This window comes from Salinigranum halophilum, assembly GCF_007004735.1.
Lineage (GTDB): Archaea > Halobacteriota > Halobacteria > Halobacteriales > Haloferacaceae > Salinigranum > Salinigranum halophilum.
The window spans coordinates 32,033-49,858 of record NZ_SSNL01000008.1; the positions used below are offsets into that span (position 1 = coordinate 32,033).

The 17,826-nt window shown below is 67.1% G+C and carries 16 protein-coding genes; 9 read left to right on the forward strand and 7 right to left on the reverse strand.

Going from position 1 to position 17,826, the window contains the following annotated elements; genetic code table 11:
* Positions 1-28: 28 nt before the first annotated feature.
* Positions 29-784: a ribonuclease H-like domain-containing protein gene (locus E6N53_RS19155; RefSeq protein WP_142861051.1), complete on the reverse strand. Its 756-nt coding sequence runs from the start codon at positions 782-784 to the stop codon at positions 29-31.
* A gap of 131 nt (positions 785-915) precedes the next feature.
* Here E6N53_RS19155 and E6N53_RS19160 point away from each other — a divergent pair, with 131 nt between their 5' ends.
* Both E6N53_RS19160 and E6N53_RS19165 read left to right on the forward strand, forming a co-directional pair.
* Entirely contained in the window at positions 916-2,094 is a 1,179-nt protein-coding gene (locus E6N53_RS19160) for an MFS transporter (protein ID WP_142861052.1), read from the forward strand.
* Positions 2,095-2,140: 46 nt separating this feature from the next.
* Entirely contained in the window at positions 2,141-2,833 is a 693-nt protein-coding gene (locus tag E6N53_RS19165) for an SOS response-associated peptidase (RefSeq protein ID WP_142861053.1), read from the forward strand.
* A gap of 20 nt (positions 2,834-2,853) precedes the next feature.
* Here the strand turns inward: E6N53_RS19165 and E6N53_RS19170 are convergent, their stop codons facing one another.
* Positions 2,854-3,480: a hypothetical protein gene (locus E6N53_RS19170; RefSeq protein WP_142861054.1), complete on the reverse strand. Its 627-nt coding sequence runs from the start codon at positions 3,478-3,480 to the stop codon at positions 2,854-2,856.
* Between the two features lie 350 nt (positions 3,481-3,830).
* The gene (locus tag E6N53_RS19175) at positions 3,831-5,213 is read right to left on the reverse strand and encodes a glycosyltransferase family 87 protein (protein ID WP_142861055.1); all 1,383 of its coding nucleotides are present in this window, start codon (positions 5,211-5,213) and stop codon (positions 3,831-3,833) included.
* Between the two features lie 269 nt (positions 5,214-5,482).
* On the opposite strand from E6N53_RS19175, the gene E6N53_RS19180 reads away from it, so the two are divergent.
* A complete protein-coding gene (locus E6N53_RS19180) occupies positions 5,483-5,893 on the forward strand; it encodes a DUF5805 domain-containing protein (RefSeq protein ID WP_142861056.1) in 411 nt (136 codons plus the stop codon).
* Entirely contained in the window at positions 5,886-6,908 is a 1,023-nt protein-coding gene (locus tag E6N53_RS19185; RefSeq protein WP_136591825.1) for a tyrosine-type recombinase/integrase, read from the forward strand. Before E6N53_RS19180 ends, E6N53_RS19185 begins: the two co-directional genes overlap by 8 nt.
* 261 nt (positions 6,909-7,169) lie before the next feature.
* Here E6N53_RS19185 and E6N53_RS19190 read toward each other — a convergent pair whose 3' ends face one another.
* The 3 genes from E6N53_RS19190 to E6N53_RS19200 form a co-directional block, all read right to left on the reverse strand.
* Positions 7,170-7,418: an acetyl-CoA carboxylase gene (locus E6N53_RS19190; protein WP_136591826.1), complete on the reverse strand. Its 249-nt coding sequence runs from the start codon at positions 7,416-7,418 to the stop codon at positions 7,170-7,172.
* A gap of 79 nt (positions 7,419-7,497) precedes the next feature.
* On the reverse strand, positions 7,498-8,460 hold the full coding sequence (locus E6N53_RS19195) for a 5-oxoprolinase subunit C family protein (protein ID WP_142861057.1): 963 nt from the start codon (positions 8,458-8,460) through the stop codon (positions 7,498-7,500).
* Complete coding sequence (locus E6N53_RS19200) at positions 8,460-9,362, reverse strand: 5-oxoprolinase subunit B family protein (RefSeq protein WP_142861058.1); 903 nt, start codon at positions 9,360-9,362, stop codon at positions 8,460-8,462. Before E6N53_RS19200 ends, E6N53_RS19195 begins: the two co-directional genes overlap by 1 nt.
* A gap of 241 nt (positions 9,363-9,603) precedes the next feature.
* Between E6N53_RS19200 and E6N53_RS19205 the strand changes: the two genes are divergently transcribed.
* Entirely contained in the window at positions 9,604-10,968 is a 1,365-nt protein-coding gene (locus tag E6N53_RS19205) for an acetyl-CoA carboxylase biotin carboxylase subunit (RefSeq protein ID WP_142861059.1), read from the forward strand.
* Here E6N53_RS19205 and E6N53_RS19210 read toward each other — a convergent pair.
* Complete coding sequence (locus E6N53_RS19210; protein ID WP_142861060.1) at positions 10,965-11,726, reverse strand: LamB/YcsF family protein; 762 nt, start codon at positions 11,724-11,726, stop codon at positions 10,965-10,967. The two genes, E6N53_RS19205 and E6N53_RS19210, sit on opposite strands and share 4 nt — an antisense overlap.
* A 138-nt stretch (positions 11,727-11,864) precedes the next feature.
* On the opposite strand from E6N53_RS19210, the gene E6N53_RS19215 reads away from it, so the two are divergent.
* From E6N53_RS19215 to E6N53_RS19230, 4 genes are all read left to right on the forward strand, one after another.
* A complete protein-coding gene (locus E6N53_RS19215; protein WP_136603310.1) occupies positions 11,865-13,283 on the forward strand; it encodes an aspartate aminotransferase family protein in 1,419 nt (472 codons plus the stop codon).
* A gap of 74 nt (positions 13,284-13,357) precedes the next feature.
* Positions 13,358-14,707: an aminotransferase family protein gene (locus tag E6N53_RS19220; RefSeq protein WP_142861061.1), complete on the forward strand. Its 1,350-nt coding sequence runs from the start codon at positions 13,358-13,360 to the stop codon at positions 14,705-14,707.
* A 152-nt stretch (positions 14,708-14,859) separates the two neighbouring features.
* A complete protein-coding gene (locus E6N53_RS19225; protein WP_201741207.1) occupies positions 14,860-16,317 on the forward strand; it encodes an amidase in 1,458 nt (485 codons plus the stop codon).
* A gap of 102 nt (positions 16,318-16,419) precedes the next feature.
* Complete coding sequence (locus E6N53_RS19230) at positions 16,420-17,799, forward strand: dihydroorotase (RefSeq protein ID WP_142861062.1); 1,380 nt, start codon at positions 16,420-16,422, stop codon at positions 17,797-17,799.
* The last annotated feature ends 27 nt before the right edge of the window (positions 17,800-17,826 follow it).

Consider the following 17,826-nt stretch of genomic DNA (forward strand, 5'->3'; position numbering starts at 1 on the left):
CGCTCCCCTCCGGCGGACGGCACAAAAATCACTCGCCTGGCCGCGCGCCGAACGCCCGTTCGTCGAGCCGCGTCGTGACCTGCTCTGCGAGCGACTCCAGGTTCACCGTGTCCTCGCGGTTGTACGAAACGAGCGTGTCGAGCGCCTCGCTGTCACCGCGTTCGTACTCCCGCCAGAGCCGGACGGCGTCGCGCCCCGACAAGTCCGGGCGGTCGCGCTCGATGCCGACCTCCTTCTCGACCGTCTTCAACCCGCCCGTGAGACCGGCCGACCGGCAGGCGTACATGAGGTCCAGGTGCGGGTAGTCGAGGTCGACGTCGAAGGACGTCTCGAGGAACGGGACGTCGAACCGAGCCCCGTTGAACGTCACGAGCAGCCCCGCGTCGGCGAACGTCTCCTCGAGCGCTCCGGCGGTGAGGGTGTCCCCGTTCACGAGCGTCGTCGTCTCGCCGTCCCGATAGACCGAGACCGTGGTCACGGTGTCGCGGTGGTGGTCGAGGCCGGTCGTCTCGATGTCCAAGAAGCAGGCGTCGTCGCGGAAGGTCTCGTAGAGCCGCCACCGCTCGTTGTCCGGGAACGTCCGGGCGAAGTACGCCGAATCGCGCTCGCGGAGGCGTGGCCGCGCCTCGTCGATGAACGCCTCGATGCGCTCGGCCGTCGTCGGGCCGACGCCGTCGACGTCAGCGTGGAAGTCGTCCCACTCGCGGACGCCGCAGTCCCACAGTCGCCGCTCCGTCGTTTCCCCCACTCCGCGAACCGGGATGAAGGAGTTCTCGACGCGCATGCGTCGAGGAGAGTGACGGACGGGCCTAAACCTCTCGCTCGCCGACGACGAGTCGTCACAGCGGGTCCCGCGCAGGCTCGCCACCGACGCAGAACCCAACGTTTTTTCACCGATGGCGTGAGCCTCGACCCGTGTCCACGGCCCGCCTCACGGAGCGGGGGACCTGGCTCCTCGTCGTCTGCTGGTTCGTCGCCGTCGACGCCGTCGGACTCCAGCTCCGTGGCCCGCTGTTGTCCTCGCTCGAAGCCGAGTTCGGCGCGTCTCCCGCCCTCCTGGGTCTCGTCGCGCCCGCCGGGACCGTCGGGTTCGTCGTCGCCCTGCTCGCGATGGGCTCTGTCGCCGGACGCGTCGACATCGCACGAACGATGCGGTTCGGCGTGGTCGCAGTCGCCGTCTGCGTCGCCGTCCTCGCGTTCGTCCCCTCCTTTCTCGTCTACCTCGGCGTGTTGGTGCTGCGCGGAGTCGCGACCGGGGCGTTCCGCGCCCTCGACCGTCCGCTGCTGAGTCATCTCTACCCCGACGCCCGCGGGCGCGTGTTCAACCTCTACGACTTCGCGTGGGCGGTGGGTGCGACCCTCGGTCCGGTCCTCGTCGTCGCCGCGCTCGCCATCGGCTCCTGGCGCCTCGCGTACGGGGTCCTCGCACTCGGCTTCGTCCCGGTCGCGGTTGCACTCTGGCGGCTCGACTTCCCCGAACTCTCTGGCGTCGAGCGGCCGCTCAGGCTCGAAGACGTCCGCCGCGTCCTGGGTCGAACCGAGGTCGTCGGGGCATCTGTCGCGCTGTTCGTCAGCGGTGGCGTCGAAGGCGGGCTGTTCACCTGGCTCCCGTACTACGCCCGGACCGTCCTCCCGCCGTCGACGGCGAATCTCACGCTGTCGGTGTTCGTCCTCGGTTACATCCCCGGCCGCCTCGTCTACAGCCGGATCACCGAACGCGTCGGCTACCTCCCGCTCGTCATCACGCTCTCTGTCGGCGGGGCGGGCGTCCTCGCGGCCGTGTTGACGCTCACGGGGACCCCCCTTCTGGTGGCCGTGTTCCTCCTCGGCGTCCTGTGGTCCGGGGTGTTCCCGACGCTCGCCGCCTACGCCATGTCCGCGGTGCCCTCTTACGGCGGGCCGGTGAACGCGGTGACGACCGGGGCGGGCTACTTCGGCCTCGCGGTCTTTCCGCCGCTGATGGGCGTCGTGCTCGAACGGAGCGGGGTCGAAGCCGCACTCTCGGTCCTGCCGGTGCTGGCGGCGGCGACCGGGCTGTGTCTCGTCGCGACGTTCCTCGCCGTGCGTCGTCGGGGCCACGCTGCCCCGGTGTGACGACCGGAACCCGGGGGTTATGGTTCGAGCGTCCCTCCCCTCTCGTATGTGTGGTCGTTACACCCTGTTCACCCCGCAGGCCCGGCTCGAAGAGCGGTTCGACGCCTCCTTCGCTCGCGACGTCGCGCCACGCTACAACTGCGCCCCCGGACAGGAGTTGCCGGTCCTCACCGGTGGCACCCCCGACGAGTTCGGATTCAAGACGTGGGGGTTGATCCCCTCGTGGGCGGACGACGACTCGACGTCGTTCATCAACGCCCGCGCGGAGACGGTGCGAGAGAAGCGGAGCTTCGCCGAACCGTTCGAGTCGCGACGGTGTCTGGTCCCCGCCGACGGCTTCTACGAGTGGGTCGACCGGGGCGGGACGAAACAGCCCTACCGAGTCGCCTACGAGGACGACAGGCCGTTCGCGATGGCGGGGCTCTGGGAGCGGTGGACCCCGCCGACACGACAGACCGGGCTCGGCGAGTTCGGCACCAGTGGGTCGGGGGAGACCGAACCCATCGAGACCTTCACCGTCGTGACGACAGCGCCGAACGGGGTCGTCGCCGACCTCCACCACCGGATGGCCGTCGTCCTCGCCCCCGACGAGGAGGAGACGTGGCTCCACGGCGACGAGGCGGAGGCGTTCGAGCTTCTCGACCCCGCACCCGACGAGGGGTGGGAGGCGTACCCCGTGTCGACGGCGGTGAACAGCCCGGCGAACGACGCTCCCGAGCTCGTCGAGGCCGTCGAGTAATCGCGGCTGCGCCCCGTGCTTCAGCCGGTGTAGGTGAGCGACCCGAGCACGTCGGCGACCGTCTCTCTCACCGGGCCGGTGTACACGTCCTCGTGGACGAGCACAACCAGCCGCAGAATCCACGGGCCGGCGAGCGTGACGACGGTCGCCCCGCGGACCGGGGTGTCGGCGAGGGTGTACTCGACGACGCGACCCGGTCTGTCGTCGGGGAGCGTCACCGCCCGCGTCGACCGCACCGCGTGGTCGGCCTGGGAGAGTCGTCTGACTGTCTCCGTCTCGGCCGCGGCGACGTCGTCGTACGCGGTGTTGAGACTCCCCCACGCGCGGAGGGTTCCCAGCACCCGACCGTCGGGCGTCTCGTACTCGAACGAGACGATAGCGTCGTCGGCTGCCGACCGCTCCTGCCAGTTGGCCGGGTGTACGAAGGAGAACCCCGCCGCCTCGTAGGTGACGAGCCGGGCCGGTTCGATTCGCCGCTCCACCGTCGGTGCGGTCGCGACCGGGGGTGTCGACGGTGCGGTCGGCGGCGTCGAGACCGGCGTCTCGAGTTCGCCGGGCTCGTTCGCGACGGGCGGAGTCGGTTCGCGGGTGAGACACCCACTCAGCGCGAGGAACGCGAGGAACGCCCGACGGTCGAGGCTCTGCATCTGCCCGGGTACAGCACAGCCGACGATATAGCTCTTCAGTCGTGTCGGCGGGTCGTTCGGTGTCGGACCGAACGTGGCGGTTCCGGACGGTGGGCGCACACTGCTCGAACAGGTCGACTCCGAGCAGTGCCGGGTCGTGTCGTGGCCGAAACGAGTATCCGACGGATCCGAGCGCGTCGCCGATTCTGTATAGCGAGATGTGATTTACTTGTTCCGGGCGCGACGGCTCCGGCATCGGTATCTGTCGGAACGCGCCGGACGGAATCGGTGGACGACCCCACCAGAGGGTATCTCACACGTCTCACGGTGGTCGACGCTCGGGTGTCCACGTCGTCTCGACCCGCACAGGGCTATCGCACCCGGTCGCGTGACGCGAGCGGGTGTACAGACGCGTCGACGACGCGCTTTGCGGCGAGTACTCCGAGCAGGAGTGCGCCCCACACCCCCGGCTGGAAGCCCGAGACGACGACGTCGGCCACCGTTGCATCGAGGCCGGGTACAGCAGCCGACCGGAACGGCACGACGGGAGGGAGATACTCGACGGCCAGTCTGAGGCCGAACGAGTGGCTGTGGAGGAGAAACACCGCGAGGAGTGGGAGCCACGGTCGTCCGTCCACCGCGAACTCGACCTGGAGCATCACCACGACGGCGGGGACGAGCGCCGTCAGGTAGTAGCTGTACGCCTGTGGAGCGAGCAACGGCATCGTCGCGACCCCGAGTGCGAAGACCACACGGTCCGCATCTGTGGATGCGGCCGCGAGCGCGAGCCCCACGACGACGAGACTCCCGACGATTCGGAGGAGAAGCGAGACCGGCGCGAGCGCGTAGAGCGGCCTGTAGTACGGTGCCATCCACAGCAGCGGGCTCCGGACCTGGCCGGATTTGCCCCACTGGAGGACGTCGAGGTAGTCGACGTGCGGCTCAACTCCGAACACCGCGAGGGAGAGACCGAACAGAGTGACGCCAGCGCCGAGTGCACCGAGGAAGCGACGTCGGTCGGTTAGGAGATGCGCGCCGATGGGGGCGTAGACGAGCTTGACGACGCCGACGAGGCCCGTACACGCGCCGCTCACGTAGCCGGGAGTACTCCTGGGTCGTTCCGCGGAGAGCAAGCCGACGAGCGAGAGTGTAACGAGGCCGCCCAGAAACGCCGAGATTTGCCCCTGTTTCACCGAGAACAACAGCGGGTGAAAGCCCACGAGCGCCCACAGGAGGAGGGCGCGTTCCCAGAGGCGGAGACTGTAGCCGAACTGGCGGACCAGGAGCTGGAGGCTCCCCCAGAAGAACAGTACCGAACAGACCTCCCACGCGGCCGCCCCGGTGTCGAACGGGAGCTGGGTGAACGGCCAGACGACGAGGAGGAAGACGGGTGGGTACAGATACGTGCCGCTGTAGCCACCCTCCTCGTTCCGGACGTAGAGCGACTCACCGGCCCGCCACCTGTCGAGCGCCCCGGTGTACGCGCCGAAGTCCCAGAACCCGAACGGGGCGGCGACGCCGGCGAACCGTAACACCCCGTCGACGAAGGGGTGGAGAAGCAAGACGACCGCGAGTCCGAGCGCAGCCACCACGAAGCGCGGCCAGTCCATCGCGTGGGCACCGAGTCGCTGGAGGAGCGACGGACTCCGCTCGTGGGACTCCCGGAACGGGACGTCGGTCGCTCGTGCGACCTCGAGCCCGGCTCCGGCGAGCAGGAGGAGCGCGGTGAGCCAGCCGACGACCGCGACGAACATGCCATCGGGATGTCGGTCTCCGGACCCGACAGGTTTGTGGAGACACAAACTGTCGTTTGACCGTTCGGTCGTCGCCAGATCGGTGTTTTGTAATCACCGAAACGAACGTCACGCCGAGTGCAGAGTTATGGCCGATAGCACACAATAAACAAGCTTATCACCGAACTAAACACTAAAGATGGTGGGATTGTGGACTCACAAACAGTGATAAGATACTTTATCGCCGAATCAGAGGTAGATTGATAATCACTCGCTGTGAGCGTCGAACCGTGACAGACACCGCCGACGACGAGCGGACACGCGTACAGACGTACGTCCCGGCGTATCAAAAATCCGTCTGGCAGGAACACGCCGAGGAACTGGGAATGACACAGAGCGAGTTCGTCCGGACGATGGTCCAGGCGGGCCGACGGGGATTCCTCCCGAAGAGCCGCGAAACCACTCAGGGCACCGACAACTCTGGAGGGGCTTCTTCGACAGCTAACCCCGGGGGTACAGGCGTCGAAGAGACGGTCGTGGCGATCCTCTCGGCGGAGGGTGCGCTCGGTTGGGACCAGCTCCTCACGCGGCTCACCGCGGACGTGGAAGACCAGCTCGACGACGCACTCGCCGACCTTCAGGACGCGAATCGACTCCGATACAGCGGCCGCGACGGAGGCTACGTGCTGACCGATGAGTGAAACGACAGCGGACCAGCCGGTGGAGTACTTCCTCCAGGACATGGAGTACTACGGTCGTTCGGACCGCACGCGGGCCGCATACCGTCGAGTGCTCGAGGACTTCGCGTCGTTTCTCGACTCGCGGTCGACCGGGTTCGACGAGGCGACGAACCGCGACTGCATGGCGTGGATTCACCGCCAGCGGGGCCAGTCGGCCGAGAGCACCGTCGCCACGTACGCGGCGTACCTCCACCGCTTCTACACGTATATGAACTCCGTCGACGCCTTTGAGTCGAACCCGATGACGCTGGTGATGGAGGAACTCGACGAGCGCATCGAGACGAACCCGACACGGCGTGACCTCTCGGTCCGGGAGATGCGGGCGTTCGTGGGTGAGATCACCCATCCGCTCGACCGTGCCATCGTCGTGACACTGTTGAAAACGGGGATGCGTGTCGGAGAGCTCTGTAACCTGGATGTGCGTGACCTGCGACTCCCGGAGAGTCCAGCAGCGGCGGAGTACGACCTCTCTGGCCGCCCACAACTGGAGGGGAGAGGAGCCTCGCTGTTCGTCTCCGCGGCTCCGACCCGTGGGCAGGTCACCCACGGCGAGCGTCGGACGGACTCAAACAAGCGCAAGCGGTCGACGGTCATCCCTGTCGACGACGAACTCGCGGCGGTCCTCACGGAGTGGCTCGCCGTCCGGCCGGACGCTCACTCCCCCGCGGACCCGCTGTTCGTGCGAACGCGCGACCACTGGGGGAGTCGGCTCTCCGCGAAGGCGGCCCGTCGGGTGGTCGTCAACCACGCCGAGAACGCGGGGTGGCACCGGACCGGCGGCGGCAGCGACGAGAACGTCACACCCCACTACTTCCGGCACTTCTTCACCACCCACATGCGCGACAGAACCGGGGACCGCGGCATCGTGAAGTACCTCCGCGGCGACGTCGCCGGCGACATCATCGACACGTACACCCACAACTGGGGCAACCGCGTGCGGGAGACGTACGAACAGCACGTGTACTCGCTCTGCTGACTGTCGACGCCTGCAGAGAACCCGCCTGTTCCGGTGTTCCGGCCGTCATCGACACAATTGCGTCGTTCTCGTCCGGACAGAACTCTGTCCGTTGGCCGACCCATAAATCATATACTGCTATACAAAATAGGAGCGTGGTGCGCCGGGAGGCCGTCGCTCACGAACGGTCGAAATAGACCGCGTGAGCGCCGCTCTGGCGGTATCGGTGACACGCGGTCGAGAGAAGACCGGGTCCGGGGACCCGCGGACGGTGGCTTCGACTCAGTCGTCGACTTCGAGCGTGATGAGGTCGGCACCCGCCTCGATTTCGGACTCGTTGTCGGCGTGGACCTCGGTGACGACGCCGTCCTTCTCGCTCGTGACGTCGTAGAAGTTCTTCATCACGCCGACCAGGGCGACGACGTCGCCGGCGGAGACGGCGTCACCCACCTCGACGAACGGCGGGTCTTCTGGGTCTGGGCTACGGTAGAACACGCCCGGCATCGGGGCTTCGATGGTGAATGTCGTCATAGTTGGGGGACGGTCTGAGTGTCCGTGTCGGGAGACTGTACAGTGGTCGCGGGCATAAACGTTGCTTCGATGGTCGAACTCACGCGAACGACTCCCGGACCTCCTCGAGGAGGGCCTGTTCTTCCTGGCGAGCGTCGAGCGCCTCGTCGACCGTGACGGACTCGAAGTAGACCTCCTCGTGCGTCCGACGCTGGCCGAGGAGGTTCCGGTCGGAACTCACCACGGTGCCGACCGTCGCGTAGCCGCCGCCGGTGACAGCGTCGCGCATCAGGACAATCGGGAGCGTCGACACCTGGATGGAGCCGACGGGGTAGCCCAGGTCGACTACGTTCGAGGGATCGGTGCCGGCACCGAACGGCTGTTCACGCGGTTCGAACTCGATGTCGACGCCGTTGAGTCGGTAGCCGACGCGGTCGGCATCGGCGTCGACCGTCCACGGTTCGCTGCAGAGTTCCTCCCGACTCTCGTCGGTGAGCCGGTAGTCACACAGCCCGAGGACGACGCGAATCGGTTCACTGTCGTCGTACGAAGGGATGGCGTTCCTCGGGGCTCGTCGCCCGGCCAACCCGCCAGTGTCGGCATCACCGACTGCGAGGGTGTCGCCTTCTTCCAGCGGCCGCCCCTCGTGGCCGCCGATGCCGACCAGCGTGTACGTCGACCGACTCCCCATCACGGGCGCGACGTCGACGCCGCCGGCGACGGCGAGGTACGTCCGCGCGCCCTCGGTCGCGAACTGCATCGAGAGTTCGTCGCCGGCCGAGACGTCGACCGACTCCCACATCGGAACCGGTTCCCCCGCGAGTTCGCCGGCCATCGTCGCCCCCGCGAGCGCGATGACGGTGTCCTCCTCGAAGCGGAGGTCACACCCCTTGTAGGTCATCTCCAGCGTGGCGTGTCCGGTGTCGTTGCCGACGAGGTAGTTCGCCACCGCGTGTGAGTACTGGTCCATCGCGCCCGAGGGTGGCATCCCGATGTGGTAGTGGCCGAAGCGTCCGTCGTCTTGGACCGTCGTCGAGAGCCCGCCGTCGAGGACGTGAATCATTAGTACAGCACCTCCACCAACCGCTCGTTGTACCCATCGGGGTCCGCGAAGAACTCCTCGGGCGAGAACGCCACCTCCTCCATCGTGTAGCGGTAGCTCCCGTCTTCGACCCCTTCGCGAATCGCGTCGTACTCCTCACGGTCGATCTGCCTGAAGTTCAGGATGTCACCGGGGTTCGGGAGGACCATCGACTCCTCGAAGTCGGCCAGTTCCTGATCGACGTCGAGCACCTCGACGGGCGTTCGTCCGTAGAGTTGGTACCCGCCGGCACCCTGAACGGGGTAGATGGCGGTGAACGCCCCGCCGAAGCCGACGGCCCGCGAGGGGGTGTCAGTCCGCGGCTGGACGTACTTCGGCACCTCGATTTGCCGGCTCTCGGGCACCATCTGGAAACACCACGGTAATCCGGGGACGAAGCCGACCATCGTCACCATGTGTGGGGCACCGGCATGGGCGTCGATGAAGTCCTGGGCAGTCTCGTAGCCGTTGATGCGCGCCGAGTACTCCAGGTCCGTGGCGTCGGGGTCCTGGTGGTTGTCACGGAAGCGCATCAGCGTCTCGTGGGTCCACTCGTCCTGGTAGAGGACGGGAACGTCGATGACGCGCGTGTCCCACTCGTACTCGGAGAGGTCGGTCTCGGCCGCGATCTGTTTCAGTTCGTCGACGAGGGCTGTCGGAGCAATCTCGTCGGGGTCGAAGTGCAAGAGGTACGAGGCGTTGGCCGGGCAAATCTCGTCGACGCCCGGGATGTCGCGCTCGCGAATCTGCTGGGTGATGGCCATCGCCTGGAAGTTGGCGTCGAAGCTCATCTCTTCGGAGAGTTCGACGAACACGTAGTCGTCCGCGCCGTGTTCGTACCGTGGTTCGGGGAGTTCCGTCGGTGTGATGCGTTCTGCGGACATCGGTTATAGTCGAATGTCAACAGGTACCGAATTATAGGTGACGGTCACCTCGGCGTGTGCGTGTGCACTCGCGTGCGGGCGCTCGGTGAGCGAGACGAGGCGCGTGCGTCTCTGTCGCCGCTCACCAGACGACCGTCACGCTCGAGACGCCTGCCGCTCGACGCCGCGGCCCGCTCACCACGACGCGACTCGTCGCCGTCGACCCCCAGGGTATATATCGATGGTCGGTATACCGAGCGGCATGTTCGAGCGCGTCCTCGTTGCCAACCGAGGAGAGATCGCCATCCGTGTCATCAACGCGTGCCACGAGTTGGGTATCGAAGCCGTCGCGGTGTACAGCGACGCCGACGAGACGGCGAAACACGTCAGACACGCCGACCACGCGGCCCACGTCGGCGGGTCGATGGCGTCGAAGAGCTACCTCGATATGGACGCGCTCATCGAGGCCGCACACGAGACCGACGCCGACGCGGTCCACCCCGGCTACGGCTTCCTCGCCGAGAACGCCGCCTTCGCCCGGCGAGTCGTCGACGAGGGCCTCACGTGGGTCGGTCCTGCCGCGGACGTCATGGAGCAACTGGGCGAGAAGACGAAGTCACGCAAGGTGATGCAGGCCGCCGGCGTCCCTATCGTTCCTGGGACAACGGACCCCGTGACCGAGGCTTCGGAAGTCGAAGCGTTCGCCGAGGAGCACGGGTACCCCATCGCCATCAAGGCCGACGGGGGTGGGGGCGGTCGGGGCCTGAAGGTCGTCACCGAGGAGGACTCGATTCCCGACGCGCTTCAGGCGGCCAAACGGGAGGGTGAGGCGTACTTCGACAACCCCGACGTCTACGTCGAGAAGTTCCTCGAGAACCCTCGTCACATCGAGGTGCAGGTCATCGCCGATTCTCACGGGAACGTCCGCCACCTGTACGAGCGCGACTGCTCCCTCCAGCGACGGCAGCAGAAAGTTCTGGAAGAGACGCCCTCGCCCTCGCTCACGCCCGAACTGCGGGAGGAACTCTGTGAGTCCGCGAGACACGGGATGGCAGAAGCCGACTACACCAACGCCGGGACGGTGGAGTTCCTGTACGAAGACGGCCAGTTCTACTTCCTCGAGGTCAACACCAGAATCCAGGTCGAACATCCCCTCTCGGAGATCACGACTGGTATCGACCTCGTGGCGTGGCAACTGCGTGTGGCTGCCGGGGAGGAGTTCGATTTCTCTCAGGAGAGCGTCGAGCCCCGCGGTGCGGCGATGGAGTTCCGTATCAACGCCGAGGACGCCGCCAACGACTTCGCTCCGCGACCCGGGGAGCTAGCGCGGTACCGTCCCCCGAGAGGAATCGGCGTCCGCGTCGACGACGGCGTCGACGAAGGGGACAAGATATCTCCCTTCTACGACTCGCTCGTCGGGAAGTTCATCGTGCACGCCGAGGACCGCGAGTCGGTCGTCCGCCGGGCGAAGCGCGCCCTCCGCGAGGCCGACATCGAGGGCGTCCCGACCACGATTCCGTTCCACCAGACGATGCTCGACGACGAGCGCTTCCAGGCGAACGAGCACACGACGAAGTTCATCGACGAGGAGTTCGACCTCTCGACGGTGCCCGAGTGGGAGGCCTAGACCAGTTCGTCGAGGCCGACGAGTTCGATACCGTACTCGTCGACCGCGTCGTGGACCGCCTCCAACAACTCGACGGCGTTCGGCCCGTCGCCGTGGATACAGATGCTCTCGGCCGGGACCTCGATGGTCTCGCCGGAGGCCGTCTCGACCTCGCCCTCGGTGGCGATAGAGACGAACCGCTCGACCACCTCCTCGGGGGGCTTTGGGTCCATCTGCTTCTCGACGATGAGGCTGCGGTCTTCGCGGTAGAGGATGTCGACGTACCCCTCGAAGACGGCTCTGAGGTCGTCGAACTCCTGTGCCACCTCGTAGATGTGCATGTCCGTCGCGAGGTAGATGAGTTCAGGGTCGACTTCGAGGATTCCCTCCATCACCGCCCGCGCGTGCTCTTCGCTCTGTGAGAGCATCGAGTACATCGCCCCGTGCGGCTTGACGTGCTGGACGCGCGTCCCGTGTCGGCGGGCGAAGGCGTCGAGCGCACCCAGCTGGTAGACGACGTAGTCGCGGACTTCCGCGGGCGTCGCGTCCATCGTCCGCCGCCCGAATCCCATCATGTCCGGCAGGCCGGGGTGGACGCCGATACCGACGCCGTGGTCGGCCGCGAGTTCGACCGTCTCACTCATCACGTGCGGGTCGCCGGCGTGAAAGCCGCCCGCGATGTTCGCCGAGGTGATGTACGGCATCACCTCGCCGTCTCGACCCATCGTGTAGTTCCCGAAGCTCTCGCCCATATCGCAGTTGATGTCGATTCGCGCCATACGTCATCGATTGACAGGATACGGATTAACCGTTTTGCTCGGTCGCAGTCGATTCACCGGCGGCAGTCGCGAAGAGACCTGGAAACGAACTGCCACCAGAGCCAAACCTATTTTATCACGCTCTTCGACGTGTCGGGTATGACTGCAGGACCACCGATCGAAGACGTGCACTTCGCGGACGCGCCACAGATGAACACCTCGATTCCGGGACCGAAGTCGAAGAAGTTGCTGGAGCGACAGCGCGAGGTCGATACGAGTGCGGTGTCCTACCCACGAAGTGTCCCCATCGCCCTCGACGAGGGGCGCGGGGCGACGCTCCGCGACGTCGACGGGAACGTCTTCCTCGACTTCTTCGCCGGAATCGGCGTCCTCAACGTGGGTCACTCGAACCCGCACGTCCTCGACGCCGTGAACGCCCAGACCGAGAAACTCGTCCACACCATCGACTTTCCGACGGAGGCGCGAATCGAGTTCATCGAGCGGCTGAACGACATCGCCCCGAGCGGGCTGAAGGACCACAACAAGGTCGTCTTCGGCGGGCCGAGCGGCTCGGACGCCATCGAGGGCTCTATCAAACTCGCCAAGCACAACACGGGGCGGAACGCCATGATGGCGTTCGAGGGGTCGTACCACGGCGGCACCGCCGGCGCGCTGACACTCACCGGCGGCCGAAAGTACAAACAGGGGTACGACCCACTCCTGCCCGACGTCCGGCACGTCCCTTACCCGTACCCGTTGCGCGAGCGGGGTAACGCCGACACGGAGAACGCGCGGGCGGTCTGTCCGGCCCCGAACTGCTGTGGCGACCTCTCTTGCGGCCGAGCGCTCGAACGCGTCCAGGCGGCCGTCGAGGACCCGTACGCCGGCCAGGAGAAACCGGCGGCCATCTGGGTCGAGCCCATCCAGGGCGAGGGCGGCGTCGTCGTCCCGCCGGCGGGGTTCTTACAGGGGCTGCGCGACATCGCCGACGACAACGACGTGATGCTCATCTTCGACGAGATTCAGTCCGGCTTCGGCCGGACGGGCGAGTGGTGGGCCGCGGAGTGGCACGGCGTCGCTCCCGACGCGATGACGATGGCGAAGGGCATCGGCGGTGCCGGCCTCCCGCTCGGCGCGATGATGTACCACGAGGACTACGACACCTGGGGTCCCGGCGGACACATCGGGACGTTCAGAGGGAACATCCCCGCGATGCGCGGCGGCATCGCCGCCATCGACTACATCGAGTCGCACGGGCTCCTCGACCACGCCGTCGAACTGGGTGAGTACATCCGCGGACGCCTCAGAGAGGCCGACAACGACCACCTCGCCGAGGTTCGCGGCCAGGGCTGTTTCATCGGCGCGGAGTTCGTCGACGGCGAAGGGAAGCCCTCGAAGGAGGCCAAGGGGATGGTCAAGGACATCCAGACGTACTGTTACGAGCGCGGCGTCCTCGTGTGGACCGCCGGCCGACAGGGGACGGTGCTCAGGCTCCTCCCGTCGCTCGTCATGACCCACGAACAGGCCGAACGCGGCCTCGACATCATCGTCGAGGCCATCGAGGCGCAGGTCGACTGACACGCCTCGACGTGTCGGCACCGAAGAGTGCCGCGGAAGATTAATCTCGGCCTCCCCCGAACCACCCACATACGATGGCCACCGACGACCAAGAGACCATAGAGACAGCCGACGGACTGAACGACGTCGAACGGATGGACAAAGAGTACGTCTTCGGGACGTGGTCGTACCAGAGCGAAGTGAGCCCGACCGAGATTGCGGGTGGGGACGGCGTCTACTTCACCGACGCGCGCGGCAACCGCCGCCTCGACTTCTCGGCGCAGTTGATGTGCTCGAACCTCGGTCACTCGGCCGACCGCGTCGCGGACGCGATGGCCGAGCAGGCGCGGACGGGCGCGTACTTCGCCCCGTCGCTCACGACGGAGAACCGCGCGCAGTTGGGCAAACTGCTCGCCGAGGTCACGCCGGGGAACCTCTCGAAGACGTTCTTCTCCACCTCGGGGACCGAAGCCGTCGAGGCCGCGATCAAGATCGCCCGACTCGTCACGGGGAAGCACAAGATCATGTCGCGGTACCGCTCGTACCACGGCGCGACCTACGGCTCGATCTCCGTCACCGGTGACCCCCGACGGCTGATGGCCGAACCCGGCCTCCCGGGGATGATCAAAGCGCCCGACCCGTACGCGTACGGGTCCACGCTGGACCCGATGGAGAGCCTCGAGTACATCGACGAGATGCTCATGCTCGAGGGCGACACCGTCGCCGCGGTGCTGGTCGAACCCGTCGTCGGCTCGAACGGCATCCTCGTGCCCCCGAAGGAGTACCTCCCCCGCCTGAAAGAGATCGCCCACGACCACGGCGCACTCCTCATCTGTGACGAGGTGATGGCCGGCTTCGGGCGGTGTGGCGAGTGGTTCGGCTCCGACGTCTTCGACGTCACGCCCGACATCATGACGATGGCGAAGGGGCTGACGGGCGCGTACGCGCCGCTCGGCGCGACGGTCGTCACCGACGAGATCGCCGCGCACTTCGAGGACAACATGTTCTGTCACGGCCACACCTACGCCGGCCACCCGGTGGCTGTCGCGGCCGGTCGCGCGGCGGTCGAGACGTACATCGACGACGACCTCATCCCGCACGCCCGCGAAATGGGCGAGTATCTGGGTGCGGAACTGGAGAAGGTCGCGGCCGACCACCCGAGCGTCGGCGAGGTGAGAGGTGTCGGCCTGTTCAGAGGCGTGGAACTCACGAGAAAGGAGGGCGAGCGGGTCCCCTTCGGCGAGCGCAAAGACAAGATTTCGATGGGGAAGACGGTCGTCGACGAAGTGTCGGGTCACGCCTGGTCGAACGGCATGCACCTCGCGAACATGATAAACACGCTCATCATCGCACCGCCAGTCGTCATCGACGAGGACGAAGTCGACGAGGCGGTCGCCATCCTCGACGAGGCGCTGCGCGTGTCGGACGACGCGATGGAGCACTAAGGCGGGTCCGCGCTACCGACGCACGTTTTTATATGACTCGCCGGTGACCGAGAGCGTATGCGCCGCCCGTCCCAGCCACGGCACCCGAGCGTCACCACCGCAGTTGCAGCGCCCGCCCACGCCGGCGGCGACCATCGAACGAGGGGTGTCTCGTGACCGACGCGACTGCTGCGACCGACGCCGACCGGGAACTCATGCGCGAGCAGGCCGCTCGGCTCCACCTCGACGTGCCGGACCAGGTGCGAGCGGAGATTCTCGCTGACGCGCTCGGCTCGGCTCCCGACGAGCGGCCACCGACACGGACGGGCGACGACCGCGGCCACCGGGCCGACGACGACCACAACGCCCTTCTCGCCGTCTACGACGAGCCGCGCGTCGAATCCGGCCACGGGACCCTCGTCGGTATCACCGTCGCCCTGAAGGACAACCTCGCCGTCGCCGACCTCGAGATGACCTGCGGCTCCGGGGCCTACTCGGTAGTCCCCTCGTTCGACGCGACGGTCGTCGAGCGCCTCTTAGAGGAGGGCGCGGGCGTCGTCGGGAAGGCGAACATGGAACCCTTCGCGATGGGTCCGACGGGGGAGTTCTCCGATTTCGGCCACGTGGAGAACCCGCTGAATGCGGCACTCGTCGCCGGCGGGTCGTCCAGCGGGAGCGGGGCGGCCGTCGCCGCCGGAACCGTCGACGTCGCCCTCGGGACGGACACCGGCGGGAGCGTCCGCATCCCCGCCGCCTGCTGTGGTATCGTCGGGGTGAAACCCTCGCACACGCTCGTCCCTCGCTACGGTTTCGTCGACTTCGCCCCCTCGCTCGACACCATCGGCCCGCTCGCGCGCGACGTCGAGACGGCCGCGACGGTGCTGGAGGCCATCGCCGGTCCGGACCGCCGCGACCCGACGACGTCGAGCGCGCGCGAGGCGGGAACGCTCACCGACGGGCTCGACGACGCCGACGGGCTCCGGGTCGGGTTGCCGTCGACGCCGTTCTCGCGCGCCACGGACGCGGCGGCTGGGGCGGTCCGCGCGGTGGCGACACGGCTCGAGGCGGTCGGTGTCGAGGTCGTCGACGTCCCGCTCGACCTCGCGGAGATGGAGACGGCGTACCTCACCGTCGGCTCGGCGGAGTTCGTCTGGCTGCTCGAACAGGACGGCGTCGTCCGCGGCCACGGGTCGGGCTACAACGAGGAGCTCCGGGCCGCGTTCCGAGCGGCGCGCGAGCGGGGCCTCGGCGAACACGTCGCACGCCGAATCCTCCCGCCGGCGTTCCTCGACGCGCGCAGTGCGGGTCGGACGTACGCTCGCGCGCGACGGGAGGGAATCGCCTTCGAAGAGCGCCTCGACGAGACGTTTTCGAGGGTCGACGCGCTCGTGATGCCGACACTCCGCGACCGCGTCCCGGCGGTGGGCGAGACGACGACGCGCGCGGACTTCCTCCCCATCATCGGCAACACCGCGCCGTTCAACATCGCCGGCACCCCCGCCGTGACTCTCCCGGTGACCGAGCGGTCGGGCGTGCCGGTGAGCGCGCAGGTCGTCGCCCCGCGGTTCGAAGACAGTGTCGCGCTCCGTGTCGCGCGGGCGCTGGAGCGCGTGGCGACGTCGACAGCGTAGTCGACCCCGCGTGGCCCGCATCGCGCGGGTGGGGAGCCGCCTCTCAGGCCCCCGGTCCGGGCGTCAAGATTTATACCCTCGTTTGGAGTTGTCACACACGATATGACGGTAGACACAGTCATCACTGGCGGGACGCTCGTCACCGCGACAGACATGTTCGAGGGCTCACTCGCGTTCGACGACGGAAAGATCGTCGCCGTCGGAAGCGAGGCGTCGATGCCCGACGCACACGAGACGGTCGACGCGAGCGGGTTGCTCGTGATGCCCGGGATGATCGACCCGCACGTCCACATCGAGGACCACTTCTCGATCGACACCTACGAGACGGGGACCGCCGCCGCCGCCCTGGGCGGCATCACGACGTACATCGACTTCGCCTGGCAACACTGGGTCGGCGAGCTGAGCAACTACGACGAGGAGGGGACGTTGATGGACGGCCTCGAGGAGAAGCAACGGAAGGGTGAACAGGCGCTCATCGACTACAGCGTCCACGCCGCCATCACCCGCGAGGACCCCGCGGTACTGGACGAACTGGAGACGCTGGTCGACGAGGGCGTGACGTCGTTCAAGCTCTTCACCGCCTACGAGATCGGCCTCGGCTACGGCTTCATGAACCGCGTCCTCGAACGCATCGCCGACCTCGACGCCGTCGGGGTGTTCCACACCGAGGACGCCTCGGTCACGGACGAACTCACCGAGCTGTTCATCGAGGAGGGGAAAGGTGACCCGACGTGGTATCCGCAGTCTCGCCCCGACTACGCCGAGGCGATGGCCGCGAACGACGCCGCCCGGATGGCCCAGGAGGCGGGCGCGAAGTACTACGGTATCCACACGAGCTGCCGGAAGGCGGCGGACGAACTCGCGAGCTTCCGCGGCGACGGCTCACTCCTCCGCGCCGAGACCTGCACGCACTACCTCGTCTGCGACGACTCCATCTACGAGGACATCGGCTGTCAGGCGATGATCGCCCCACCGATTCGAAAGCCCGACGACAACGAGGCGATGTTCGAACATCTCAGACACGGAACGCTCGACGTGGTCTCCACCGACCACTGCGGCTACTCGCTGGAGTCGAAGCAGGTCGACAACTGGTGGGAGTCGACCTTCGGCGCGAACGGCCTCCAAGGGAGCCTCCCCATCGTCCACGACGAGGCCGTCGGCAGGCGCGGCTTCTCGTACCCCTGGCTCGTCCGCGTCATGAGCACCAACGTCGCGCAGATATTCGGCATGCCGACGAAAGGGACACTCGACCCCGGGACCGACGCCGACGTGGTCCTCTTCGACCCGGACGAGACCTACACCATCACGGCGGCCGACAACGCCTCGAAGGCGGACTTCTCCATCTACGAGGGTCGCGAGGTGACGGGGAAGGTGAAGCAGACGTTCGTCCGCGGCCACCTCGTGGCGGACGACGGCGAAATCGTCGCCGACCCCGGCACCGGCCAGTTCGTCGCGCGCGAACTGCCCGACTGGAGCATCTGAGTCGACGCCCGAGCGGGGTTCGTCCGG